The 22934-nt window shown below is 73.4% G+C and carries 24 protein-coding genes; 7 read left to right on the top strand and 17 right to left on the bottom strand.

Annotated elements, in window-relative coordinates:
* The first annotated feature begins 41 nt into the window (after positions 1-41).
* Both PSED_RS02740 and PSED_RS02735 read left to right on the top strand, forming a co-directional pair.
* Complete coding sequence (locus PSED_RS02740; RefSeq protein WP_013672738.1) at positions 42-449, top strand: ArsR/SmtB family transcription factor; 408 nt, start codon at positions 42-44, stop codon at positions 447-449.
* Positions 446-1099: a cation diffusion facilitator family transporter gene (locus PSED_RS02735; RefSeq protein WP_013672737.1), complete on the top strand. Its 654-nt coding sequence runs from the start codon at positions 446-448 to the stop codon at positions 1097-1099. The genes PSED_RS02740 and PSED_RS02735 overlap by 4 nt, the downstream gene beginning before the upstream one ends.
* A 122-nt stretch (positions 1100-1221) precedes the next feature.
* On the opposite strand, the gene PSED_RS02730 is transcribed toward PSED_RS02735, so the two are convergent.
* Complete coding sequence (locus tag PSED_RS02730) at positions 1222-1461, bottom strand: hypothetical protein (RefSeq protein WP_013672736.1); 240 nt, start codon at positions 1459-1461, stop codon at positions 1222-1224.
* Positions 1462-1617: 156 nt separating this feature from the next.
* Positions 1618-1953, bottom strand: coding sequence for a hypothetical protein (locus PSED_RS02725; RefSeq protein ID WP_013672735.1), 336 nt, complete (start codon positions 1951-1953; stop codon positions 1618-1620).
* Between the two features lie 276 nt (positions 1954-2229).
* On the opposite strand from PSED_RS02725, the gene PSED_RS02720 reads away from it, so the two are divergent.
* Positions 2230-2613, top strand: a complete 384-nt coding sequence (locus tag PSED_RS02720) for a hypothetical protein (RefSeq protein WP_132975171.1) — start codon at positions 2230-2232, stop codon at positions 2611-2613.
* Positions 2614-2671: 58 nt separating this feature from the next.
* Positions 2672-3274 (top strand): dihydrofolate reductase family protein, encoded by a 603-nt coding sequence (locus PSED_RS02715; RefSeq protein WP_013672733.1) that lies wholly within the window; start codon positions 2672-2674, stop codon positions 3272-3274.
* Between the two features lie 69 nt (positions 3275-3343).
* Here PSED_RS02715 and PSED_RS02710 read toward each other — a convergent pair whose 3' ends face one another.
* Positions 3344-4657, bottom strand: a complete 1314-nt coding sequence (locus tag PSED_RS02710; RefSeq protein WP_013672732.1) for a hypothetical protein — start codon at positions 4655-4657, stop codon at positions 3344-3346.
* A gap of 422 nt (positions 4658-5079) precedes the next feature.
* Between PSED_RS02710 and PSED_RS02705 the strand changes: the two genes are divergently transcribed.
* On the top strand, positions 5080-5442 hold the full coding sequence (locus PSED_RS02705; RefSeq protein WP_013672731.1) for a hypothetical protein: 363 nt from the start codon (positions 5080-5082) through the stop codon (positions 5440-5442).
* Between the two features lie 57 nt (positions 5443-5499).
* The gene (gene secD, locus PSED_RS02700; protein WP_013672730.1) at positions 5500-7785 is read left to right on the top strand and encodes a protein translocase subunit SecD; all 2286 of its coding nucleotides are present in this window, start codon (positions 5500-5502) and stop codon (positions 7783-7785) included.
* Positions 7786-7837: 52 nt separating this feature from the next.
* On the opposite strand, the gene PSED_RS02695 is transcribed toward secD, so the two are convergent.
* The 9 genes from PSED_RS02695 to PSED_RS02655 are packed head-to-tail and all read right to left on the bottom strand — an operon-like array spanning position 7838 to position 16727.
* Positions 7838-8944: an acyl-CoA dehydrogenase family protein gene (locus PSED_RS02695; RefSeq protein WP_013672729.1), complete on the bottom strand. Its 1107-nt coding sequence runs from the start codon at positions 8942-8944 to the stop codon at positions 7838-7840.
* Between the two features lie 11 nt (positions 8945-8955).
* Complete coding sequence (locus tag PSED_RS02690) at positions 8956-10254, bottom strand: acyl-CoA dehydrogenase family protein (protein ID WP_013672728.1); 1299 nt, start codon at positions 10252-10254, stop codon at positions 8956-8958.
* Positions 10255-10265: 11 nt separating this feature from the next.
* Positions 10266-11417, bottom strand: a complete 1152-nt coding sequence (locus PSED_RS02685; protein WP_013672727.1) for a thiolase family protein — start codon at positions 11415-11417, stop codon at positions 10266-10268.
* Complete coding sequence (locus PSED_RS02680; protein ID WP_013672726.1) at positions 11414-11830, bottom strand: Zn-ribbon domain-containing OB-fold protein; 417 nt, start codon at positions 11828-11830, stop codon at positions 11414-11416. Before PSED_RS02680 ends, PSED_RS02685 begins: the two co-directional genes overlap by 4 nt.
* Positions 11831-11847: 17 nt before the next feature.
* Positions 11848-12681 carry an SDR family NAD(P)-dependent oxidoreductase gene (locus PSED_RS02675; protein ID WP_013672725.1) on the bottom strand — a complete coding sequence of 278 codons (834 nt, stop codon included), beginning with the start codon at positions 12679-12681 and terminating at the stop codon, positions 11848-11850.
* Positions 12678-13928, bottom strand: coding sequence for an acyl-CoA dehydrogenase family protein (locus tag PSED_RS02670; protein WP_013672724.1), 1251 nt, complete (start codon positions 13926-13928; stop codon positions 12678-12680). Before PSED_RS02670 ends, PSED_RS02675 begins: the two co-directional genes overlap by 4 nt.
* On the bottom strand, positions 13925-14569 hold the full coding sequence (locus PSED_RS02665) for a TetR/AcrR family transcriptional regulator (protein ID WP_013672723.1): 645 nt from the start codon (positions 14567-14569) through the stop codon (positions 13925-13927). Before PSED_RS02665 ends, PSED_RS02670 begins: the two co-directional genes overlap by 4 nt.
* Positions 14566-15963: an acyl-CoA carboxylase subunit beta gene (locus PSED_RS02660; protein WP_013672722.1), complete on the bottom strand. Its 1398-nt coding sequence runs from the start codon at positions 15961-15963 to the stop codon at positions 14566-14568. The genes PSED_RS02665 and PSED_RS02660 overlap by 4 nt, the downstream gene beginning before the upstream one ends.
* Positions 15960-16727, bottom strand: coding sequence for an enoyl-CoA hydratase/isomerase family protein (locus PSED_RS02655; protein ID WP_013672721.1), 768 nt, complete (start codon positions 16725-16727; stop codon positions 15960-15962). The genes PSED_RS02660 and PSED_RS02655 overlap by 4 nt, the downstream gene beginning before the upstream one ends.
* A gap of 98 nt (positions 16728-16825) precedes the next feature.
* Here PSED_RS02655 and PSED_RS02650 point away from each other — a divergent pair, with 98 nt between their 5' ends.
* Positions 16826-17962, top strand: a complete 1137-nt coding sequence (locus PSED_RS02650) for a CaiB/BaiF CoA transferase family protein (protein ID WP_013672720.1) — start codon at positions 16826-16828, stop codon at positions 17960-17962.
* Positions 17963-17970: 8 nt separating this feature from the next.
* Here the strand turns inward: PSED_RS02650 and PSED_RS02645 are convergent, their stop codons facing one another.
* The 5 genes from PSED_RS02645 to PSED_RS02625 are packed head-to-tail and all read right to left on the bottom strand — an operon-like array spanning position 17971 to position 22866.
* A complete protein-coding gene (locus PSED_RS02645) occupies positions 17971-18690 on the bottom strand; it encodes an ABC transporter ATP-binding protein (protein ID WP_013672719.1) in 720 nt (239 codons plus the stop codon).
* Complete coding sequence (locus tag PSED_RS02640; RefSeq protein WP_013672718.1) at positions 18687-19436, bottom strand: ABC transporter ATP-binding protein; 750 nt, start codon at positions 19434-19436, stop codon at positions 18687-18689. Before PSED_RS02640 ends, PSED_RS02645 begins: the two co-directional genes overlap by 4 nt.
* Entirely contained in the window at positions 19433-20470 is a 1038-nt protein-coding gene (locus PSED_RS02635) for a branched-chain amino acid ABC transporter permease (RefSeq protein WP_202946345.1), read from the bottom strand. The genes PSED_RS02640 and PSED_RS02635 overlap by 4 nt, the downstream gene beginning before the upstream one ends.
* Positions 20467-21330 (bottom strand): branched-chain amino acid ABC transporter permease, encoded by an 864-nt coding sequence (locus PSED_RS02630; RefSeq protein WP_013672716.1) that lies wholly within the window; start codon positions 21328-21330, stop codon positions 20467-20469. The genes PSED_RS02635 and PSED_RS02630 overlap by 4 nt, the downstream gene beginning before the upstream one ends.
* A gap of 3 nt (positions 21331-21333) precedes the next feature.
* The gene (locus PSED_RS02625) at positions 21334-22866 is read right to left on the bottom strand and encodes a class I adenylate-forming enzyme family protein (protein ID WP_013672715.1); all 1533 of its coding nucleotides are present in this window, start codon (positions 22864-22866) and stop codon (positions 21334-21336) included.
* Between the last annotated feature and the right edge of the window lie 68 nt (positions 22867-22934).

The following is a 22934-nucleotide window of genomic DNA, read 5'->3' as shown; positions in this document are numbered from 1 at the left end:
GAGAGGTTCCGGGCATCGGATGCGGCCGCTAACATCGACTGATGCCGATCAATCTGGTGCAGACGCCCGACCTCGGCTCCGCCGTCGCGTTGTTCCGGTCCCTCGGCGACCCGACGCGGCTGGCCATCGTGACGCGCCTGGCGGCGGGCGAGGCCCGGGTCGTCGATCTGACGAGGCTGCTCGGGCTCCCGCAGTCGACGGTGTCGTCGCACCTGGCGTGCCTGCGCGACTGCCGGCTCGTCACGTACCGGGCCCAGGGACGGCAGTCGTTCTACTCGCTGAGCCGACCGGAGCTCGTCGAGCTGCTGCGCAGTGCCGAGGGCCTGCTCGCCGCGACGGGCGCCGCGGTCGCGCTGTGCCCGGTCTGGGGCGACGAGGGGCGCGGCGAGGATGGGCGCGGCAAGGATGGGCGCGACACCGACGGGCGCGCCCAGGAGGCGGCGTCGTGACCGTCCTGCCCGGCCACCGGCGCGACGTCCTGACCCGCCGGATCCGCCTGCTCGTCGCCACGACGATCACCTACAACGTCGTCGAGGCGGTCGTCGCGATCGCGGCGGGGACGGTCGCGTCGTCGATCGCGCTGGTCGGGTTCGGGCTGGACTCGGTGATCGAGGTCAGTTCGGCGGCAGCCGTCGCCTGGCAGTTCGCGGGTCCGGACCCGCAGCGCCGGGAGCGGGTCGCACTGCGCCTGATCGCGGGCTCGTTCGTCGCGCTGGCCTGCTACGTGTCCGTCGAGTCGATCCGTGGGCTCGCGGGCGCGGCCGAGCCGGAGCGCTCGCCGGTCGGCATCGCGCTCGTCGCGCTGAGCGTGCTGGTGATGCCGTTCCTGTCCTGGGCGCAACGCCGGGCGGGCCGGGAGCTCGGCTCGTCGAGCGCGGTCGCCGACTCGCGGCAGACGCTGCTGTGCACCTACCTGTCGGCGGCGGTGCTCGCCGGTCTGCTGCTCAACGCGACGCTCGGCTGGTGGTGGGCCGATCCGGTGGCGGGTCTGGTGATCGCCGTGCTCGCCCTGCGCGAGGCGCGCAACGCCTGGCGCGGGGAGCTGTGCTGCGCGCCGACGGCCGGTCGAGCGGCCGCCGACGACTGCGACTGCTGCTGACCCGCTGCGCACGTGAACGGGCCGCTCACCGGTCGTCGTCCGGTGAGCGGCCCGTCGGGTCGCCGCCGCCGTGGATGCCCCCATGACCCACGGTGGCGGCAGGCTCTGTGGCCGGTCTGCGATCAGCTGTGGTGGTAGCTGCTCGAGTGGTCGTAGCTGTGGCACGAGTCGTCGCGGCTGTCGTGGCACTTGCTGTAGTCGTCGTAGCACTTGTCGTCGTAGTCGTCGCACTTGCTGTAGTCGTCGTGGCAGTGCTTGTTGTAGTCCCAGTCGTGCTTGTAGTCGTCGCTGCAGTGCTTGTTGTAGTCCCAGTCGTGGTTCTTGTGGCTGCTGTACGAGGAGGAACAGTGGCTCTTGAACATTGCGGGCCTTCTTTCCGGAGTGTGGGGCCGGATCGGTGTTCGTCCGGTGCAAGAAGAATGCCTCCGGGACGCAGCCGGTTCGACCGAGCAGCCCCTACGACCCCGTGCCCGTGACCCCCCTTTCCGAGCGGGGGACAACCCCACCCGGGGTGCGCCTCATGCCGCGGACACGGCGGGGCGGGCGAACAACGCGCGGACGGCGGGCCGCGTCGCCGCCCACAGCAGCCCGAGGAGTACGAGCCCCTGCACGATCTGCTCGGCGCGAACCCAGACCGGGTACTGCCCCGAGAGCACGAGATAGCCGATGCCCGCGATGCCGACCACGGCCCGCAGCAGCACGCGCCGCCACGCCCCACGCCGACCGGCGCGAAGACGCCTGATCAGGAACGTGTGGACGACGGCGACGATCACCACGACGACCGCGCGCGACCACGGACCCGCGCTCAGCCCGTCCCGGATGCCGGCGAGGTCCGCGCCGGACGGCAGGTCCATCCGGGCGAGCTGGTAGTCGACCAGGCTCTGGCGGAACGCGATGACAGCGCGGTGAGCACCGCCGGGAGCGCGAGGTCGAGCAGCAGGAGTGTGATGACGCGCCACAGTCGGGAGCGGGTGTCCACCGGCTCTGTCATGGCTCGATCATCGGGCGGTCGGCGACGCACCGTGGGGGCCGGCCGTCACTGAACGACCATGACACATGTCAGTCCCGGACAATTGCAGAAATCGTTCGAATATGATATGGTTGCAATTCGCCGGGTTATTGTCGACGGTATGCCGACAGATTCCTGGTCCGCGGCCGATCCCGATGTCGTGGCCTTCCTCCATCACCTTTCCGAGGGCGCTGCCGACGCGTTCGCCCCGACATTCCTCAGCACCGACCCGGCCGGCGCGACCGTGGTCACCCGGGAGGCGCTCGCCGCCGCCCTGCCCGCGCGGGCGCAGCTGTTCGCCCGGGCCGGGGTCGGGCCGCTGCGGCTCGACGAGGCGCGGCAGATCGTGCTCGACGACCGGCACCTCCTCGTCGCGACGAGCTGGCAGGCGTCGTCGCTACGCCTCGACGCCACCTACCTGCTGCGCCGCGAGCCCGCCGGCCTCCAGGTCCTCGTCTACCTCAACCATCACGACGTCCGGGCCCTGCTCGCCGACCGGCGATGAGTTCGGGCGCCCGGGACGGTCACGTGTCGAAAGGACGGACGACCGGAAGGAGCCGACCATGGGCAGGGTCCTCGCGAGCATCACCACGTCGGTCGACGGATACGTCACCGGCCCGGACGCCGGTCCCGACCGCGGGCTGGGCGTCGGCGGGGAGCGCCTGCACTACTGGGTGTTCGGCGGCCCGTGGACCTATGAGAACGAGCCGACGGGCGCGCCGGATCCGGTCGACAAGAGCTACCTCGACGACGCCATGGCCGACCTGGGCGCCGTGATCTGCGGGCGCAACACCTATGACTCCGCCGGTGCATGGGGTGGCCGGAACCCGTGGCCGGACGGGCCGCTGTACGTCGTCACCCACCGTGTCGAGGACCAGCCGGACCCCGATTCCGGGTTCGTGTTCGTCGACGGGTTCGACGCAGCGCTCGCGCGGGCCCGGGAGTCGGCGGGCGACCGCGCGATCAACGTCATGGGCGGGGCCGCGACGATCCGGCAGGCCCTGGCCGGCGGACACGTCGACGAGCTCGGCATCTCCGTCGCACCCCTCGTCCTCGGGGGCGGGACCCGGTTGTTCGAGGGGTTCACCGGGGACCTCGACCTCGAGCGCATCGACGTCCGGGTCTCACCCTGGGCCACGCACCTGCGATACCACGTGGTGCGCTGACGCGTTGGGTCCCGGACGTGCGACGGCCCCGCCTCCCCGAGGAGGCGGGGCCGCTCGGCCGGTCGGGCGTCAGAGTGCGGTGGCGATGCCGTTCGCCAGCGCGCCGACCTGCTGGACGATCTGCTGAGCGCTGGCCACCGGACGGCCGAGGTTCGACGCCGGAGTCTGGTGACCGCGCCGGTCGGCGTTGCCGTTGCCGTTGCCGTTGCCGTGGTTGCCGTCGCGGTCCCGGTCGCCGCCGTTGCGGTGGTCGCTGCCCGGGCTGCGGCCGTCGTTCCCGCGACCCCGGTCGTCGTTGCCCCGCCCGCGGTCGTCGTTGCCCCGGCCCCGGTCGTCGTCGCCCCGGCCCCGGTCGTCGTCGCCCCGGCCCCGGTCGTCGTTCCCGCGACCCCGGTCGTCGCCACCACGGCGGTCGTCGCCACCACGGCGGTCATCGGAACGGCCGCCGCGGTCATCCCAGCGGGCAGCGCGATCGTCGTTCCCGCAGCCGCCTCGATGCCGGTCGGACTGCTGGTGACCGCCGCGGTTCCACTGGTCGTCGTCCCAGCGGCCGTGGTTCCACGGGCCGCCGTCGGAGTCGTCGTCGCTCCAACGGTCCCAACCGCCGTTCCAACTGACCCACTGCCAGTCGCGGTGCTGCTGGTGCACGTGGCCGCGGTGGTGAGCGTGGTGGTGACGAGCGTGGTGGTGGCCCCGGTGGTCGCCGGCGCGGTCACGGCCGTCACGGTCACGCCCGTCCCAGCGTCCGTCACGGTCCCGGCCGTCCCAGCGCCCGTCACGGTCCCGGGAGTCCGAGCGGCTGTCCCCGCCGCGCGGGTCCCCGCGGCCGTCGCGGGTGCGGTCGCCATGACCACGGTCCCGGTCGCCGTCGTGCCGGTCCCAGCCGCCGTTGTGCCGGTCCCGGCCGTCGTGGGAGCGGCCGTCACGGTCCCGGCCGTCGTGGGAGCGGCCGTCGCGGTCCCGGCCGTCGTGGGAGCGACCGTCGCGGTCCCGGCCCTCGTGGGAGCGACCGTCGCGGTCGTGGCCCCTGTCGTTCCGGCCGTCGTCCTTCGAGACGGGGCCGGACTGCGTCGACCCCGGGCCCTTCCCGCCCCGGTCGGCGTTCCGGTCGCCGGACCTGTCCTTGCCCGCCGTGTCGTGCGCCCTCGAGTCGGTCCAGCTGCGGTCGGTCGGCTTCGAGTTGTCACCGCGCCGCGTCGCGCCCTGGTGGGTGAACCGCGGGTCCTTGGGGTCCACGGTCGCGGTACTGGCGATCTTGTCGCCGGTCACCGGCTTGTGGTCGTGGTCGTGATCCTCGTCGGCCTGGGCGGCGGTGTTCGCGAGCAGGAGCAAGCCGCCCGACATGGCAGCGACATAGGCGCCACGGAGCAGGTTCTTGTTCACCTCTGGTCCTTCCAAACACGGACGGCCGATCAACTGCGGACGTCTGCTTGCACAGGTGTGGGAGACACGAAAAGGGGGAGCAGCATCTCCGTATCGGGTCGATCGTTGCCCTTTGTGAGCCCGTTACCAACGCTGTGCAGGTTGCGCCGTACGGCCTCCGAGATTGGTCGGAGATCGACGCAACCTCGGGCGGTCCCGCACGTCACAGCGCGTCCCGTCGATACGGTCCGGATCCCGGGAAACACGGACGGTGATCAGCGAGAAAATTTCGCCGAATCCGCGGGCCGGCGGCGCAGAAACGCGACCGCAAGCACCTCCTGCGCTGTTCGGCAGATATGGCACGGCCGAAAGGCCCAGTCGAACCGGTCATCGGGTACGTAATCCCCTGTACGGTGGCGCCGAGAACCCGACCGAGGAGTGCCGTGATCCGTGACGCCGCGCGGCGCCCGCTCGCCGCGGCGCTGTTGCTCGCGGTCCTGGTCACGCTCGGCATCGTCGGCCGGACGTCGGCCCCGGCGCCGACGCCCGCCGAGCGGTACGGCGCCGCGGCCGCCGGGACACCCGCGCGCGCCGACCACGGCCGCCGCGCCGTCGTCGACACCGGCCCGAAGCGCGCTTCATCGGCGGCGGCGACGAGCTGGCACGTCGACCTGGCCCCCGCGCCGGGGGCCGCGGTATCCGGGCACCTGCGGTCGGGGACGACGGCACCCGCGTCGCCCGCACCCGCGGCCGTCGACGCGATCTCGTCCGTCGACGCGCGCGCACCTCCGGGAGCGGCGGCCTGAGCCGTCCCGCCCGTCATCCCGCCGCGCGTCGCGGCGGGCTCCTCCCGAGGTCTCCCCGTGTCCAGAACAAGTCGTCCCCTGCTGTGGCGCGCCCTTGCCGCGCTCGGCATCGTCGGCGGTGCCACCGCCCTCGCCCTCACCGGCTCCCCCACGCTCGGTCTCGACCTGCGCGGCGGAACCCAGATCGTCCTCGAGACCCGCGACGCCCCCGACGTCGTCGCGGACGCCGCCGCGACCGACCGGGTGCTGGAGGTCCTGCGCGGCCGCGTCGACGGTCTCGGTGTCGCCGAACCGTCATTGACGAGGTCCGGCGAGGACCGGATCGTCGTCGAGCTGCCGGGCCTGCAGGACCCGGCCGAGGCCGCCGACGTCCTGGGACGCACCGCCCAGCTGACCATCCACCCGGTGCTCGCGACCACCGCGGGCGAGGCCACCGTCGACGAGACCGGCGCCCCGATCGTCGTCGGACCGGCCGCGTTGGTCGGCGAGGACGTCGATTCGGCGCGCGCCACGTCGGGCGTGCAGGGGGTGCTGGGCTCCGTCGTCGACGTCAGCTTCTCCGCCGAGGGCGGCGACCGCTGGCAGGCCCTGACCGCGCAGACCGCGTGCGCGGCGCCGGGCGACCCTGCGCGGCGGATCGCCATCGTCCTCGACTCGCAGGTCATCTCCTCACCGCAGGTCGACCCGTCGATCGGCTGCGGTGTCGGGATGTACGGCGGGAGCACGCAGATCAGCGGCTCGTTCAGTCAGGAGCAGGCGTCGGAGCTGGCGGTGCTGATCCAGGGCGGGGCGCTGCCGGTACCGGTCGAGATCATCGAGCAGCGGACGGTGGGTCCGACGCTGGGTGCGTCGGCGATCGAGGCGAGCACGCTGGCGGCCCTCGTCGGCACGGCGCTGACGGCGCTGTTCCTGCTGGTCGCCTACCGGCTGGCCGGGCTCGTCGCGGTGGTCGCGCTGGCCGGCTACGCCGTCGTCGCGTACGCCGGGCTGATCGCGCTGGGTGCCACGTTGACGCTGCCGGGCCTGGCCGGGTTCGTGCTGGCGATCGGGATGGCCGTCGACGCGAACGTGCTCGTCGCCGAACGGGCTCGCGAGGAGTACGCACGCCGGCCGCGGCTGGAACGGGCGTCCGAGCTGGGGTACCGGGGCGCCTTCACCGCTGTCGTCGACTCGGCGGTGACGACGCTGCTCGCGGGCGCCCTGCTGTTCTGGCTGGCCTCCGGACCGGTCCGCGGGTTCGGGGTGACGCTGACCCTCGGCGTCGTCGTGTCGCTGTTCTCCGCGCTCGTCCTGTCCCGCCTGCTGACGATCTGGCTGCTGCGCCGGGGTGCGGTCCGCCGCCGGCCCAGGTGGACGGGCCTCGCGACGATCGGCCCGGTGCGCCGCCGCCTGGAGCGGGTGAGCCCGGACATCCTCCGGCCCGCGGGCCGGCTGCTGGCCTGCTCGGCGGTCGTCGTGGTCGTGGCGCTCGCAGGGATCGCGCTACGCGGGCTCGACCTCGGGGTGGAGTTCACCGGCGGCCGCTCCGTCGAGTTCTCGACGACGAACCCCGTCGACGCCGACGCCGCCCGCGCCGCGGTGGCCGAGGCGGGGCTGGGCGGGCTGCCGGTGCAGACCACGGGCGACGGCGGCATCGCCGTGCGCGGCAACGACATCGACGACGCCGACGTGGCCGCCCTGCGGGCCTCGTTGGCCGCGGCGGGCGGGGGTGCGCAGGTCGAGCAGGACGAGCTGATCGGGCCGAGCCTGGGCGCCGAGCTGGCCCGCGGCGCGCTGATCGCGCTGGGCGTGGCGCTGCTCGCCCAGCTCGTCTACCTGGCGATCCGGTTCCGCTGGACGTTCGGCGCGGGTGCGGTCGCGGCGCTGGCCACCAACGTCTCGATCGTCGTCGGGTGGTTCGCGTGGACCGGGCGCACGATCGACGGCGTCTTCGTCGCGGCGCTGCTCACGGTCATCGGGTACACGGTGAACGACTCCGTGGTCGTGTTCGACCGGATCCGCGCCGAGCGCGCCGGGCGCCGCCGCGAGCCGTTCCACCGGGTGGCCGGCTCGGCGGTGCTGTCCACGTTGCCGCGCACCGTCAACACCGGCCTGTCGACGCTGGTCATCCTGGGCGCGCTGCTGGTGCTGGGCGGCGAGACGCTCGCCGACTTCGCGCTGGCGCTGATCCTGGGCATCGTCGCCGGGACGGTCTCGACGGTGACGGTCGCGGTGCCGCTGGCGATCGTCCTGCAGCGCCGCTTCGGCGACCGCGACCGCGCGCGGCCCGGCAACCGGCCCTCGGGCAGGACCGGCCCGCCGCGGACCCGCCCGGACCGCCGGTCGGACGGGGCGGTCGTCTGACGCCGGCGAGTGGCGTTACCGGCCATGGCACTGGCCGGCGCGGCGACGCCACTCACAGGCCGATCGCCGTCAGTAGCCGTTCGCGGTGGGCGTCCCGGTCGCCGAAGAGCACGGCGTCGGTCGCGGCCCGCCGGAAGTGCAGGTGGGCGGGATGTTCCCAGGTGAACCCGATGCCACCGTGCACCTGGATGTTCTCGGCAGCGACGTAGCGGTAGGCCTGCCCGCACGTCATGGCGGCGGCCGCGACGGCCGCGGGCAGCTCGGCCGGGTCCTCGGCGGCGCACGCGACCGCCCACGCGACGGCCGAGCGGGCCGCCTCCACCTGGACCGCCATGTCGGCGCAGCGGTGTTTGATCGCCTGGAACGTGCCGATCGGGCGGCCGAACTGCAGCCGCTCCCCCGCGTAGGCGACGGCGGCGTCGAGCGCGGCGGCGGCCCCGCCGAGCTGTTCGGCGGCGAGCGCGACGACGGCCCTGTCGAGCACCCGGGCGACGAGGTCGCCCGCGTCGCGGCCCACGCCGATGCGCCGGGCGGGAACGCGGGCGAGGTCGACGCGGGCGAGCGGGCGGTTGGGGTCGAGGGTCTCGAGCGGGGTGCGGGTCAGCCCGTCGGCGACGGCGTGCACGGCGAACAGGCCCAGCTCGGCTCCGGCCCGCGCGACGACCAGCAGCAGGTCCGCGGTCGCGCCCTCGACGACGAGGGTCTTCGTGCCGGTCACCCACCAGCCGTCCGCACCGGGCACGGCGAGCGTCGCGACGGCTCCGGCGTCCCAGCCCGAGGGGTCCTCGAGGTGGGCGAGGGTGGCGGTGGCGGCGCCGCTGAGCAGGTCGGGCAGGAGGTCGGGCGCGTCGCCGCACGCGGTCAGCACACCGACGCCGAGGACCGCCGTGGAGAACCACGGGAGCCTCGACGGCACCCGGCCGAGCTCCTCGGCGACGACCGCGAGCTCGCGCACACCCGCGCCCGCCCCGCCGAGGTCCTCGGGGACGTCGAGAGCGACGGCACCGATCTCGGCGGCGAACCGTCGCCAGACGTCGGGGTCCCAGCCGCGGTCGCCGCGCAGCTCTGCGAACACCGCGTCGACGGGCAGGTGCCGGTCGAGGAACGCGCGCACGACGGCGCGCAGGTCCTCGGCGTCGGGATCGGGGGTGAACCGCATGCGAGCTCCCGTCAGTCGTCGTCGGCGGCCGCGGCGAGGACCTCGGCGAACCGGTCGTGGGCCCGCGCGCGCAACGTCGGGCGGATGTAGGGCGGGAAGAGACCGTCGTCGGGCTCGGTGCCGCGCAGCAGGGCTTGTGCGAGGTTGACCTTGTGGATCTCGGTCGCGCCGTCGGCGAGTCCCATGTGGAACGACTCCATGACCCATTTCCCGAACGGCAGCTCCGTGGAGATACCCAGCGAGCCGTGGATCTGGATGGCCCGTGACGACGCGTCGAGCAGCACCTTCGGCATCGCGGCCTTGACGGCGGAGATGTCGGCGCGGACCTTGCGGTAGTCGTTGTAGCGGTCGATCCGCCAGGCGGTGCGCAGCACGAGCAGCCGGAACTGTTCGAGCTGGATCCACGTGTCGGCGATCATCTCCTGGACGAGCTGCTTGTCGGCGAGCCGTTCGCCCTTGGTCGTCCGTGAGACCGCGCGCCGCTTCATCATCTCGAACGCCGAGCCGACCAGTCCGACGGTGCGCATCGCATGGTGGATGCGACCGCCGCCGAGCCGGGTCTGCGCGACGGCGAACCCCGCGCCGCGCTCGCCCAGCAGGTTCTCCGCGGGCACCCGCACATCGGTGTAGCGGAGGTACTGGTGCGTGCCGACGGGCTCCTCGTGGCCCCAGACCGAGACGTCGCGGACCCGTTCCAGGCCCGGGATGTCGGCCGGCACGACGAACATCGACATGCTGCGGTGGGGCGGCGCGTCGGGTTCGGTGACGGCCATGACGATCAGGAAGTCCGCGAACAGCGCGTGGCTGGAGAACCACTTCTCCCCGTTGATGACCCACTCGTCGCCGTCGAGGACCGCGGTCGTCCGGAAACCCGTGGGGTCGGACCCGCCGTGCGGCTCGGTCATCGAGAAGCAGGACACGATCTCGTTCGCGACCAGCGGTTCGAGAAAGGTCTTCTTCAGGTGGTTCGTGCCGTAGTGGGCGAGTATTTCCGCATTGCCCGAATCGGGCGCCTGGCAGCCGAACACGACCGGGGCCGAGTGCGAGCGGCCGAGCCGCTCGTTGAGCAGCGCGAGCCGCAGCTGGCCGTAGCCCTTGCCGCCGAGCTCGGGCCCGAGGTGGCAGGCCCACAGGTTCTTGTCGCGCACGACCTGCTGCAGCGGCTTGATCAGTGCGTTGCGCACCGGGTCGTGGACGTCCCAGGCGTGCGTGACGACCTCGTCGACCGGCTCCACCTCGGTACGGACGAACTCGTCGACCCAGTCCAGCTCCTGCGCGACGTCGGGGTCGGTCTCGAAGTCCCAGCCCATGTGTGTGCCTCTCAGCGGGTGAGCACGGTGCACGCGGAGATGCCCGGCGCACCGTAGACGTGGGTGAACCCGACGCGCGGCCCGCCGGGGACCTGGTGGTCGCCGGCCTCGCCGCGCAGCTGCAGGGCCGTCTCGTAGACCTGCCGGAGCCCGGAGGCGCCGATCGGTTCGCCGTTGGCGATGCAGCCGCCGTCGGTGTTGATCGGCAGCCGGCCGTCGAGCGCGGTGCCGCCGGAGGCGATCAGCTCCTCCTGCGCGCCGTGTTCGCAGAGCCCGGTCTCGGCCATGTGCATCAGCTCCGCGCCGGACTCCGTGTCCTGGACCTGGGCGACGTCGACGTCGGCCGGGGTCAGTCCGGCCTGGGCGAACGCGGCGGCAGCGGCGTCGACGGTGGGGCTCTGCGCGGCGTCGAGCGCCAGCCACGGGCTGAACACCTCGAACGACCCGTAGCGCCGCGACCGCAGCGCGGCCCCGCTGAGGTAGACCGGGTTGTCGGTGTAGTCGGGCGCGCGGTCGGCCCGGCAGACGACGAACGCCACGGCCCCCTCCCCCGGCGAGCAGTACATGTACTGGGTGAGCGGATGGCTGATCATCGGCGCCGACGCGATCTCCTCGGCACTGATCTCCTTGCGCCGCCATGCGTTCGGGTTGAGCGCGCCGTTGCGGAACGCCTTCTCGGCGATCGCCGCGAGCACGTCGGTGCCGATGCCGTGGACGTGCAGGTAGCGCTGGATCTTCAGGCCGAAGAACTGGGTCGTGAGCATCAGGCCGGTCTCGCCGTACCAGTCGCCGATGCCGTGGGAGGCGGGGTCGGTGTTGAAGGCTCCCCGGGGGTGCTTGTCGAAGCCGACGACGAGCCCGACGTCGTGCAGGCCGGCCCGGATGGCGGCGTCGGCGCTGATCAGCGCGCTGCCACCGGTCGCGCAGCCGTTGGCGACATTCATGAACGGCAGGCTGGTCAGGCCCAGCTCTGACACGAGCGTGTCCGGGTCGCCCGCCGACCAGCTGCCGCCGAAGCCGAACTGCATGTCCCCGAAGCCGAGACCGGCGTCGGCGAGCGCCGCGCGGACGGCGTGGACGGCCTGGGCCCGCCCCGACACCCCCTCGGTGCGGCCGAAGGGGTGGATGCCGATGCCGATGATCGCGAGGGCGGGCGCGTTCACGAGCGACCTGCCGGCGCGAACGCGAAGGTCAGGACGGGCTCGCCCGCCTCGTCGACGCGGAACGGGATCATCTCCAGCCGCACGGGCATGCCGATCTCCAACCGGTCGGGGTCGTGCTCGGTCAGTCGGGCCTCGACGATCAGCTGCCCCGGCAGCTCGACGTAGCCGACGCCGTAGGGTGCGAACTCCTCCGGCCCCCGGTAGGGCGTCTTCGGCCGGAAGCCCTGGACGGTGAACGACCAGAGCGTGCCCTCGCGGGCGAGCGCCACGTCGGCCATCGCCGTGCCGGTGCAGCGGGGGCAGCCGCCCTGCCGGGGGAACGTGTGGGCGCCGCAGTCGTCGCAGCGGCTGCCGAGCAGCGCGGTTCCGTCGGGGGTCTCGGTGAACAGCGAGTCGTCGACCGTGCGCGGCACGGGCACCTCCTGGAGGGTCACGGGGCCGCCGTCCCGCCGCCGTCGACGGCGAGCAGCGTGCCGGTGGTGAACCCGGCCGTCGGACCGCAGAGGTAGAGCGCGGCGCCGACGATCTCGGCCGGGTCGCCGCCGCGGCTCTGCGGCCAGTCGGCGGTCAGGCGGTCGAAGTAGTCCATGTCCCAGCCGGCCGAGATGTCGGTGAAGAACGGTCCGGCGAGGATCGTGTTGACGCGCACGGTCGGGCCGTACTCCTGCGCGAATCCCTTGGTGAGGACGTTGAGGCCCGCCTTCGCGGCGGCGTAGGGCAGGTCGTTCGCGGTGGGGCGGATCGAGGCGATCGAGCTGATGTTGAGCATGACGCCGCCGCCCGCGGCGACCATCCGCTTCCCCGCGGCGGCCATGAACCGGAAGGGACCCTTCAGGTTCACCCCGATCACCTTGTCCCACAGCAGCTCGGTGACCTCGTCGAGGCTGGGGTACATCGGGGCCATCCCGGCGTTGTTGACGAGGACGTCGACGACGCCGAGCTCGGCCTCGACCTCGTCGAGCAGCGTGCCGACCCGTTCCCAGTCGGCGACGTGCGCGCCGTGGGCGGTGACCTTCTGCCCGGTGGCGTCGGACAGCTCCTCGGCCAGCGCCTCGCAGGCGTCCTTCTTGCGGCTGACGACGGCGACGTCGGCGCCCGCGGCCGCGAAGGCGATGGCGATCTCCCGGCCGAGGCCGCGGGAGCCGCCGGTGACCAGCGCCGTCCGCCCGGCGAGCGGCTTCTCGACGGCACGCGCGGCGGCGACGGCGTCGGCGACGCTGCGGGGCTGCGGTCGGCTCGTCGCACTCCCTTCCGACGACGTCATCGCGGGATGTCCCGCCAGGGCACGCCGCGGTCCCCGCGCGGCTCGGGGGGCAGGCCGAGCAGGCGCTCGCCGATGATCGTGCGCTGGACCTCGTCGGACCCACCCGCGATCCGGTAGCCGGGTGCGCCCAGGACGTGCTCGGTCCAGCCGAAGAGCTCGTCCCCGGTGTCGGCGACGAGCCGGTTGCCCAGGATCGTCGTCGCGGCCTCGGAGACCAGCGACAACCCCTGCGCCCACACGAGCTTGCGCAGCGACCCGATCGGCCCCGGTGCCGCGCCGGCGAGCCGGGCCTCCCGGTCGCGCTGGGCGGCGACCGCGGCCAGCTTCTCGTGCACCCAGACGTCGGCGAGCAACCTGCGGACGTCGGGGTCCCCGGTGCGGTCGAGCTTCCGCGCAGCCGCGAGGAGCTGCGCGAAGCCGCCGCCGACGCGGGCCTCGGACCCGGAGTGGCCGCGTTCGAAGCCCAGCGTCGCGAGCGCGACCGTCCAGCCGGCGCCGACGTCGCCGAGCCGCAGCGAGTCGGGGATTCGGACCTCGTCGAGGAACACCTCGCAGAACGACGAGCCGCCCGACATCTGCCGCAGCGGCCGGACCTCCACGCCCGGGGTGTCCATCGGCAGCAGGAACGCGGTGAGCCCCTTGTGCTTCGCGACATCGGGGTCGGTGCGGGCGATCAGCTCGCCCCAGCCGGCGAACTGCGCGCCGGAGCTCCACACCTTCTGCCCGGTCACGACCCAGCCGTCGCCGTCGCGGACCGCACGCGTGGCCAGTCCGGCGAGGTCGGACCCGGCCGACGGCTCGGAGAACAGCTGGCAGGCCAGCTCGTCACCGCGCAACAGACCGCGAACCAGCCGGCTCTTCTGCGCGGGCGTACCGAACATCCGGACGGTCGGGGCGATCAGCGACACGCTCACCGACGCCAGCTCGTGCTGGCCCGGGGTCTCGACGCCCGCCTCCAGCTCGGCGAACACCTCCGCGTGCCGCTCGCTCAGCCCCGCGCCGCCGTCCTCGACGGCCCAGGTCAGCGCCCCGTACCCGGCGTCGAACTTGGTCCGCTGCCAGTCGCAGATGCGGCCGAGCAGCTCGCGCTCGCGCTCGGGCGGGAGATCGTGGAACACCGAGACGTCGGTCCGCTCGGCCTCGTCGGCGCGCCGCGGGGCCGCGTGGGCGAGCAGCCAGGAGCGGGCCGTCTCGGCGAAGGTGTCGAGGTCGGGCGCGCCCACTGCGCCATCGATCGTGCTCGTCATCTGCTCCTCCGCTGGGGAACCGGGACCGGGACGCGCAACGCGTTGGCCCACAGCAGGCTCAGCTGGGTCACGGCGGTGTCGAGGTCGAACTCCTCGTCACGGCTGACCCAGCCGTAGGCGAACCGGTTGACCATGCCGCCCAACGCGTGCGCGGCGTACCTGGCGTCGACGGCCGGGTCCGCCGCGCCCGCGGACTGCAGCCGCAGGATCGCCCGCCGCGTGCGGTCGACGACGGCGGCGCGCGCGTCGTCGATCAGGCCGGAGAGCCCTGGGCTGACCCCGGGCATCTCCTCCCACAGCACCATCAGCCGCCCGTGCCGCCGGTAGGACTCGAGGTACTGCCGGTTGGTGGACTCGATGGCGGCGTATGCGTCGCGCGGGGCCGGGGCGTCCGTGCGGGGGCGTCCGGGGAAGAACTCCTCGAGCAGCTCCTGGCTGACCGCGAGGAAGATCTCCTCCTTCGACTCGAAGTAGGTGTAGAAGGTGCCGTGCGCGACGCCCGCGTGCTCGGCGATGTCGGTGATCCGGGCGGCGAAGCCGTCGCGCTCGAAGACCTCCTTGGCCGCGTCGACGAGCGCATGGCGGGTACGGCGCCCGCGTGGGGTCAGCGAGGCCGTCGCCTCGGCGTCGGTGCTGCTCACAGCGGGATGTTCCCGGGTCGGCCGCGACCGTCACCCGCGGCGGCGAGCGTGCGGACGATCGCAGCGCGGGTCTCCGCGGGCTCGACGATCTCGTCGACGAACCCGTCGGCGACGGCCTCGGCGAGCCCGCCCGTGGTCTCGCTGTGCCGGGCGGCGAGAGCGGACTCGGCCTCCGCGCGCGCGGCTCCTTCGAGCCCGGCGAGTTCGCGCCGGTTCAGGACCCGGACGGCGGCGACGGGGCTCATCACGTCGACGACGGCGCCCGGCCAGGCGAACACCCTGGTCGATCCCAGCGAGGCGCTGTTCATCGCGATGTAGGCGCCGCCGTAGGCCTTGCGCGTCACCACGGTCACCCGCGGCACCTCGGCGCAAGCGAAGGCGTGCAACAGTTTCGCGCCGCGGCGCACCACGCCGTCGAGCTCCTGGGCGCCGCCGGGCAGGTAGCCGGGCACGTCGACGAGCACGACGAGGGGGACGCCCAGCGCGTCGCAGGTCCGGACGAACCGCGCCGCCTTGTCCGAGGACGCCGCGGTGAGGCAGCCGCCCAGCCGCAGCGGGTTGTTGGCGAGCACCCCCACCGAGCGGCCGTCGATGCGGCCGAGTGCCGTCACGACGTTCGGCGCCCACCCCGGGGCCAGCTCGACGGCGGGCGCGTCCAGCAGGGCGTCGACGACGGGTCGCACGTCATAGGCCCGGCGCACGTTCGACGGCAGCAGCGCACCCGGGTCGACCTCGCCGCGCAGCACCGGTCCGCGCCGCCGACGGTCCGCGAGCAGCGCGGTGATCTCACGGGCGCGCTCGAACGCGGCGCCGACCGTCGGGCTGGTCACGTGCGCGACGCCGGACTGCCGGGCGTGCACCTGGGGGCCGCCCAGCGAGAGCGCGTCGACGTCCTCGCCGGTCACACTGCGGACGACGTCGGGTCCGGTGACGAAGACGCGGGCGTCCGGACCCAGCACGACGACGTCGGTGAGCGCGGGGCCGTACGCGGCGCCGCCCGCCGAGGGCCCGAGCACGACGCTGACCTGCGGGATCCGGCCGCTGGCCCGGGTCATCACCCGGAAGACCCGGCCGATCGCGTCGAGGCTGCGGGCGCCCTCGCGCAACCGCGCCCCGCCCGACTGCCAGATGCCGACGACCGGTTCGCCCGCGGCCAGCGCCGACTCGTAGCCGGCGACCACGAGGGCGCACCCGGCGCTCCCGAGCGCGCCACCCTGCACGCGCGGGTCGGTGGCGAACACTCGGGCGGCGACGCCGTCGAGCGTGCCGCGCCCGGCCGCGAGCCCGTCGACGGCGACGACGTCGCGCAGGCTGCCCGTGTCGCACAGCGCCCGCAGCCGCTCGACCGGGTCGCGCTCGGCGGCGTCGACGGCGTACTCGACAGCGGCGCTCATGCGTCGGGCCGTTCGACGTCGGTTCGGGCGCGTTCGAGCGCGCTCTCGACCGCCTGCACCTGACGGACGGCCTCCGCGTCGAGCCCGGCGGCGAAGTCGCAGGTCTCGCCGTCGGCGAAGTTGGCCTTGATCCCCGTGACCGTGCCCGCCGGTGCGGCGGCCAGCGCCGCGGCCCGGGCGAGGACGGCGTCGAGGAACCCGGGGCCGTCGTGCACGGACGAGACGAGCCCGATCGCCGCGGCGCGCTCGGCGTCGACCCGCTCGTCGAGCAGGTACATCTCACGCGCCCGGCCCCAGCCGACGATCCGCGGCAGCGACCACGTGCCGCCGAAGTCGCCGGTGAGCGTCACCCCGAGGAAGGACGACTTGAACACCGCGCTCCGGGTGGCGAACCGCAGGTCGGCGGCGCAGGCGAGGGACAGCCCGGCGCCGGCGCACGGACCGTTGACGGCCGCGATCGTCGCCTTCGGCATGTCGTGCAGCAGCAGGCTGGACCGGTGCAGGTTCTGCAGCGCCGCGGTGCGCTCGGCCGTCGGCAGGTCGGGTCGGAAGTCGTCGATCGCGGCGAGGTCGCCCCCGGCGCAGAACGCCTTCCCGGCCCCGGTGACGACGACGGCGCCGATCGCGTCGTCGGCCGCGGCCGCCTCGAGGGCGACGAGCAGCCCGCCGAGCAGCTCGTCGGTCATCGCGTTGTATCGGTCGGGCCGGTTGAGCGTCACCACCCGCACGCGACCGCGCGTCTCGACCAGCACGGTGTCGGTCATCGTCCGCCCCCCTTCGTCGCCACCGTACGATTTTCTGATTCCGACGTCAACTTCGAACTAACTTGACGTCGACGTCGAGTCCGGATTGACTTCCGGGCATGACGGGACCCCTGTCCGGAGTGCGCGTCGTGGAGCTGGCGGGCCTCGGGCCGGCGCCGTTCGCCGGGATGATGCTGGCCGACATGGGCGCGGACGTGATCCGTGTCGACCGGGTCACCCGCGACCACGAGGTCGCCGAGTCGACCGCGCTCAGCGAGGTCATCGAGCGCGGTCGGCGCAGCATCGCGGTGAACCTCAAGGACGAGCGCGGCGTCGGCGTCGTACTCGACCTGGTCGCGACGGCCGACGCGCTCATGGAGGGCTTCCGGCCCGGTGTCGCGGAGCGGCTCGGGATCGGACCGGCGCCGAGCCTGGCCCGCAACCCCGCGCTCGTCTACGGCCGGATGACGGGCTGGGGGCAGACCGGCCCGCTCGCGCGCACCGTCGGCCACGACGTCAACTACATCGCCCTCACCGGGGTGCTCGACTCGATCGGCCCCGCGGGCGGCGGCGACCCGGTGCTGCCGCTCAACCTCGTGGGCGACTTCGGCGGCGGTGGCATGCTGCTCGCGTTCGGGCTCGTGTGCGGCATCGTCTCGGCCCGCGCCACCGGGCGTGGCCAGGTCGTCGACGCCGCGATGGTCGACGGCGCGGCCCTGCTCATGGCGCCCTACCTCGCGCGCGACGAGTGGGGTCCGCGCGGCACCAACATGGTCGACGGCGGCGCCCACTTCTACGGCGTCTACGCCACCGCCGACGACCGGTACGTCGCCGTCGGTGCGCTCGAGCCCCAGTTCTATGCCGTCTTCCTCGACCGCGTCGGCCTCGCGGGCGCCGAGCTGCCCGAGCAGATGGACCGGGAGGCGTGGCCACGGCTGCGCGAGCGCGTCGGCGCGATCTTCCGCACCCGTACCCGTGACGAGTGGTGCGCGGTGTTCGCCGGTGCCGAGACCTGCTTCGCCCCCGTGCTGAGCCGCGACGAGGCGGCCGCCGACCCGCACCTCGCGGCCCGCGGCACGATCGTCACCCGCGACGGGCTGCGCCAGCCCGCGCCCGCCCCGCGCTTCGACGCGACGCCCGCGACGCTGCCGCCGCCGCGCCCGCGGCCCGGCGAGCACGGCGACGCGGTGCTGACCGAGCTGGGCCTCGACGCCGCCGAGATCGCGACGCTGCGCGCCGCGGGGGTGATCGGCTGACCCGCGCGTCACTGCCGCTCGGCGGACTCGGCATCGGCGGGGACGGGAGCCGGCTCCGCGAGGGTCGCCGCGTCGACGACCTCCCGCACGACGCCCAGCTCCAGCACCAGCGCACGGCGCGCGAGCTTGGCCGCGAACGCCGCGTTCTGCTCCAGCAGCAGGACCGTCATGTCGTACTCCTGCTGGATCTCGCGCAGGAAGTCGGTCACGGTCACGACCGCCGACGGCGACAGCCCCAGCGACGGCTCGTCGAGGACGAGCACCGACGGGAACGCCATCAGCGCCCGACCGATCGCGAGGAGCTGCTGCTCACCCCCCGACAGCAGTCCCGCCCGCACCGATGCGCGTTCGGCGAGCCGGGGCAGCCGCTCGTACAGCGTCGCCCGGCGCGCCTCCCAGTCGTGCTTGCGGCGCACGCTGAACGCACCCGCCCGCAGGTTGTCGGCCACCGAGAGCTGGGTGAACACCATCCGGCCCTCGGGCACGTAGACGACCCCGGCTCCGACCGCCGCGACGGCCGTCCGCGGCACCGGCGTGCCGTCCAGCAGCACGTCGCCGGTCGAGCCGACGAGCCGGGCGACGGCCTTGCCCAGCGAGCTCTTGCCGCCGCCGTTGGCACCGACGACGGCGAGCGTCTCGCCGCGCTCGATCCCGAACGAGACGCCGCGCACCGCCAGCGCCTGCCCGTAGCGGACGGCGAGGTCGCGGACCTCCAGTTGAGCGGTCACGAGCTCAGGTAGTTCCGCGCGAGCACGTCGTCACGTGCGAGGTCGGCCGGTGTCCCCGTCGCGACGAGCCGTCCGGCGTCCAGGACGACGATCCGGTCGGCCAGCCGCAGGGTCCGGCCGATGTCGTGCTCCACCATGCACACGGTCACTCCCGAGTCGTGGACCTGCTCGATCAGCGACGTCACGCGGTCGCGGTCGGTGTCGTCGAGGCCCGCGAGCGGCTCGTCGAGCAGCAGCAGCCGGGGCGTGCGCACCAATGCCATCGCGATCCCGACGAGCTTGCGGGTGGCCAGGCTGCAGTCCTCGACGAGCGTGTCCCGCACGTCGGCGAGGTGCAGCAGGTCCTCCACGCGGCGGACGGCAGCGCCGTCGCGACCGCGCGTCGCCAGTTCGAGGTTCTCGGCGACCGTCAGGCCGGTGAAGCCGCCGACGTTCTGGAACGTGCGGACGAGGCCGCTGCGCGCGACCCGGTGCGCGCGCCCGCCGCGCAGGGGCGCGCCGCCCCATCGCACCTCGCCCGACGTCGCCGGCACGAACCCGGTGACGACGTTGAACAGGGTGGTCTTGCCCGCGCCGTTGGGCCCGATGATGCCGACGAGCTCGCCCGGTGCGATGTGCATCGTGACCTCGGACAGGGCCCGGACCCCGCCGAGCACGCACGACACGTCGTCGACGTCGAGCAGCGGTTCGGGGCCGAGCGGCACGGCAGGGTTCGCGACCACGGCTCCGTTGCGCGCCTGGGTCATCGCCCCACCCCCGCCGGTTCCGGCGTGGCGTCGACCGGCCCGTCGGCGGGCGGCGGCGCCTTCGGCCGGCGCGCGCGGTCCCACAGCGTGGCCAGGCCGCCGACGATGCCCGCGGGCTGCAGCAGCGCGACGACCGCGAGCAGCGCGCCGACCAGCACGGTCCGCAGCACCGGGTCCATCTCCACAATCGCGGGCAGCGACGCCAGCAGCGCGACACCGACGAGGGCACCGGTGATCCGCCCGACCCCGCCGATGATGAGCATGCCCAGCAACAGGATCGACTGGTTGACGCCGAGCGTGTCGGGGCTGATGAACCCGTTCATCGGAGCCCAGAACACGCCGACGAGCCCGGCGAGCGTGGAGGCCAGGACGAACGCGACCGCCTTGTACGTCGTGGGGTTGAAGCCCAGGCCGCGGGTGCCGTTCTCGTCGGCGCGCACGGCCTTCATCCGCAGCCCGAGGTGGGAGTTGCGGACGAGGACGACGACCAGCATCACGACGACCAGCACCGCGACGAGCCAGAGGGTGAAGTAGCGGTAGACCGAGAAGTCGAACGGCATGTCCGAGCCGACGCCCCAGTCGATCGTGAGGCCCGACGAGCCGCCGAAGAACCCCGGCACGTTGGCGATGAGCTGGATGAGCAGCTCGCCGAACGCGAAGGTGATGATCGCGAACGAGAAGCCGGACGACCGGCCGACCGCGGGCAGCCCGATCAGCGTGGCCAGCACCGCGACGATCAGCACCGCGATCGCGCCCGCGACGGGCAGCGGCAGCCCGGCCTTCTGGTAGAGCAGCACGGTCGCGTAGCCGCCCGCGCCGAAGAACGCGGCGTGCCCGGCCGGCATCATCCGCAGGTCGCCGACCAGCAGGTCCAGCCCGACGACGAGCGCACCGTAGGCGAGGAACGCGTTGAGCAGCAGCACCCTGTTCTCGGGCACCACGAACGCCAGCACCAGCAGTACGGCCCCGACGACGAGCACACCCGCGCCGTGCCGCAACCGCCTGCCCGACATCGCACTCCCACTCGTGGTCATCCGGCTCGCACCTGCCTGCGGTTGAACAGACCCGCCGGCGCCACCAGCAGGATGACGATCATGAGGACGAAGCCGTAGGCGTTGGTCAGCCCGGCCTCGACGTAGCGCGTGCCCAGTGCCTCGAGCAGGCCGAGCATCATCGCGGCGACGAACGTGCCCTCGATCGAGCCGAGCCCGCCGATGATCGCGACGACGAAGCCCTTGAGCAGGAAGCTCAGCCCGGTCGCGGGCGTGATCGGCACGACGAGCGCGATGCAGATGCCCGCGACGGCGGCCAGCGCCCCGGCCACGACGAAGGCGTAGAGCCCGACCCGCCTGGCCGGCAGCCCGACCGTGGAGGCCGCGAACTCGTCGTCGCCACAGGCCCGCAGCGCGAGACCGATCCACGTGCGGCGCATCGCGAACGCGGTCACGACGACGACCACGATCGTCACCCCGATGACGACGAGCCTGCCGACGGGCAGCTGCTCCTCGCCGATCAGCGAGACCGTGCCCTCGATGCGTGGGCCGCTGCGCGGCGTCGCGGTGAAGGTCCGGACGAAGAACGCCTCGGCGAACAGCAGCAGGCCGAGCGAGAAGGCCAGGCCCTGCAGGTGGTTGCCGATCGTGCGCCGGAATCCGACGACGTAGAGGATCGCGGCGACCCCGCCCGCGACGAGCAACGCGAGCGGCAGCGCGAGCCCCGCCCCGAGGGCCCCGGCGAACAGCACGAACGCGTACGCCCCGACGGTGATGAACTCACCGTGGGCGAAGTTGAGGATGTGCGTGACGCCGAAGGTGAGCGTCACCCCGAGCCCGACGAGGGTGTAGAGCCCGCCCTGCATGATGCCGAGCAGGATCGTCGTGACGAGTGCGTCCACGGCTCAGCCCGCCGGGACCGCGGTGTCGCGCACGGCCTGCTCGACGACGAACCGCTGCAGCTTGCCCATCGAGTTGCGCGGCAGCGCCTCCGGCCAGGCCATGACGACCCGGGGAATCTTGTAGTCCGCGAGCCTGTCGCGGCAGAAGGCCCGAAGCTCGTCCTGCTCGACGGTCTCCCCCGGCTTCACCACGACGACCGCGACGATCTGCTCGCCCCACTTCTCGTGCGGCGCGCCGAGCACGACGGTCTCGAGCACGCCGGGGTGCTGCGCGACGACCTGCTCCACCTCGGCGGCGTAGACGTTCTCGCCGCCGGTGATGATCATCCCGTTCTTCCGGTCGACGATCCGCAGCCTGCCGTCGGGGTCCATGACGCCGATGTCGCCGGAGCGGATGAGGTCGCCGGTCCACGAGGCGGCCGTCGCCTCCGGGAGGTTGAGGTAGCCCGAGGAGCAGGCCAGGGTCCGCAGCAGGATTTCGCCGCGCTCGCCCGGGGCGCAGGGCCGGTCCTGGTCGTCGACGACGAGGATCTCGCAGCCGACGGTCGGGTAGCCGACCGTGCCGTCGAGCACGGTCTCGGGCGACTTGAGCTCGAACGTCGCGAAACCGCCCTCGGTCCAGCCGTAGGTCTCCGAGATCTCGACGTTCGGGAAGATCTCGTAGGCCTGCTTCAGCAGGACCGGCGAGACGGCGGCACCCGCTGTCATCATCCGCTTCATGGCGGGCAGCGGCGTGCGGCCGCGACGCTGCCACTCCTCGGAGATCATCGTGGTCATCGACGGGACGAGGAACGCCGCGGTGGAGCGTTCGGCGAACTCGTCGCACGCGACGGCGGCGTCGAAGGCGGGCATGATCCGTACCCGGCCGCCGATCATCCAGCAGCACAGCGCGAAGCTGCAGTACGACATGTGGAACAGCGGTCCCGGCACGAGCATCGTGTCGTCCGGGCCGAGCCGCAGCTGCCAGCCCCACCGGAAGCAGTTGACCAGCCAGGTGTCGTTGGTCATCGTGGCGCCCTTGGGCAGCCCGGTGGTGCCGGAGGTGTAGAACACCGCGGCCACCCGCTGCCCGACCGCCGGGTCACCGGTGGGGTCGGGCAGCGGCGCGTCGCCGTCGACGGCGTCGAGGTCGAGGACCGCGACATCGTGCTCGACGAGCGCGGCGACCTCGCGGGCCGTGTCCAGCAGGGACCCCGCGGCGACCAGGACCGTCGCGCCGGAGTCGGACACGATGTGCGCGATCTCCGGCAGGGCCAGCCGGGTGTTGACGGGCACCGACGCGACCCCGGCGACCATGGCCGCGGGGTAGATCAGCAGCGCGTCGAGCCCGTTGGGCAGCAGCGTCGCGACCATGCGGCCGTTGCGCCCCGCCGGCGTCCCCGACAGCGCCGCCGCCAGATCGGCGACGCGCTGCCACACCTGCGCGAACGTCCACGACCGTTCCGGGGTCGTCGGCGTCGCGAGCACCGTCGCGGCGAGGGCGTCGGGCCGGGACCGGGCGCTCATGCCCAGCATGTCGGCCACCGAGTACTGCATGTGCTGCTCCTCCGGGCTGCGTTGCGACAGGTGCTGCGTTGCGACAGGTGCTCGTTCCTGCTGGATCG

The sequence above is a fragment of the Pseudonocardia benzenivorans CB1190 genome (assembly GCF_000196675.2).
GTDB classification, from domain to species: domain Bacteria; phylum Actinomycetota; class Actinomycetes; order Mycobacteriales; family Pseudonocardiaceae; genus Pseudonocardia; species Pseudonocardia benzenivorans.
Note: the sequence above shows the minus strand (reverse complement) of the source record. Positions and strands in the feature narration are given on the sequence as shown.

Excerpts from the sequence above, each read along its gene's own strand:
- PSED_RS02740 (WP_013672738.1), top strand. The coding sequence starts at position 42 with ATGCCGATCAATCTGGTGCAGACGCCCGACCTCGGCTCCGCCGTCGCG.
- PSED_RS02730 (WP_013672736.1), bottom strand. The coding sequence starts at position 1,461 with ATGTTCAAGAGCCACTGTTCCTCCTCGTACAGCAGCCACAAGAACCAC.
- PSED_RS02725 (WP_013672735.1), bottom strand. The coding sequence starts at position 1,953 with ATGGACCTGCCGTCCGGCGCGGACCTCGCCGGCATCCGGGACGGGCTG.
- PSED_RS02720 (WP_132975171.1), top strand. The coding sequence starts at position 2,230 with ATGCCGACAGATTCCTGGTCCGCGGCCGATCCCGATGTCGTGGCCTTC.
- PSED_RS02715 (WP_013672733.1), top strand. The coding sequence starts at position 2,672 with ATGGGCAGGGTCCTCGCGAGCATCACCACGTCGGTCGACGGATACGTC.
- PSED_RS02695 (WP_013672729.1), bottom strand. The coding sequence starts at position 8,944 with ATGCGGTTCACCCCCGATCCCGACGCCGAGGACCTGCGCGCCGTCGTG.
- PSED_RS02690 (WP_013672728.1), bottom strand. The coding sequence starts at position 10,254 with ATGGGCTGGGACTTCGAGACCGACCCCGACGTCGCGCAGGAGCTGGAC.
- PSED_RS02675 (WP_013672725.1), bottom strand. The coding sequence starts at position 12,681 with ATGACGTCGTCGGAAGGGAGTGCGACGAGCCGACCGCAGCCCCGCAGC.
- PSED_RS02670 (WP_013672724.1), bottom strand. The coding sequence starts at position 13,928 with ATGACGAGCACGATCGATGGCGCAGTGGGCGCGCCCGACCTCGACACC.
- PSED_RS02660 (WP_013672722.1), bottom strand. The coding sequence starts at position 15,963 with ATGAGCGCCGCTGTCGAGTACGCCGTCGACGCCGCCGAGCGCGACCCG.
- PSED_RS02655 (WP_013672721.1), bottom strand. The coding sequence starts at position 16,727 with ATGACCGACACCGTGCTGGTCGAGACGCGCGGTCGCGTGCGGGTGGTG.
- PSED_RS02650 (WP_013672720.1), top strand. The coding sequence starts at position 16,826 with ATGACGGGACCCCTGTCCGGAGTGCGCGTCGTGGAGCTGGCGGGCCTC.
- PSED_RS02640 (WP_013672718.1), bottom strand. The coding sequence starts at position 19,436 with ATGACCCAGGCGCGCAACGGAGCCGTGGTCGCGAACCCTGCCGTGCCG.
- PSED_RS02635 (WP_202946345.1), bottom strand. The coding sequence starts at position 20,470 with ATGACCACGAGTGGGAGTGCGATGTCGGGCAGGCGGTTGCGGCACGGC.
- PSED_RS02625 (WP_013672715.1), bottom strand. The coding sequence starts at position 22,866 with ATGCAGTACTCGGTGGCCGACATGCTGGGCATGAGCGCCCGGTCCCGG.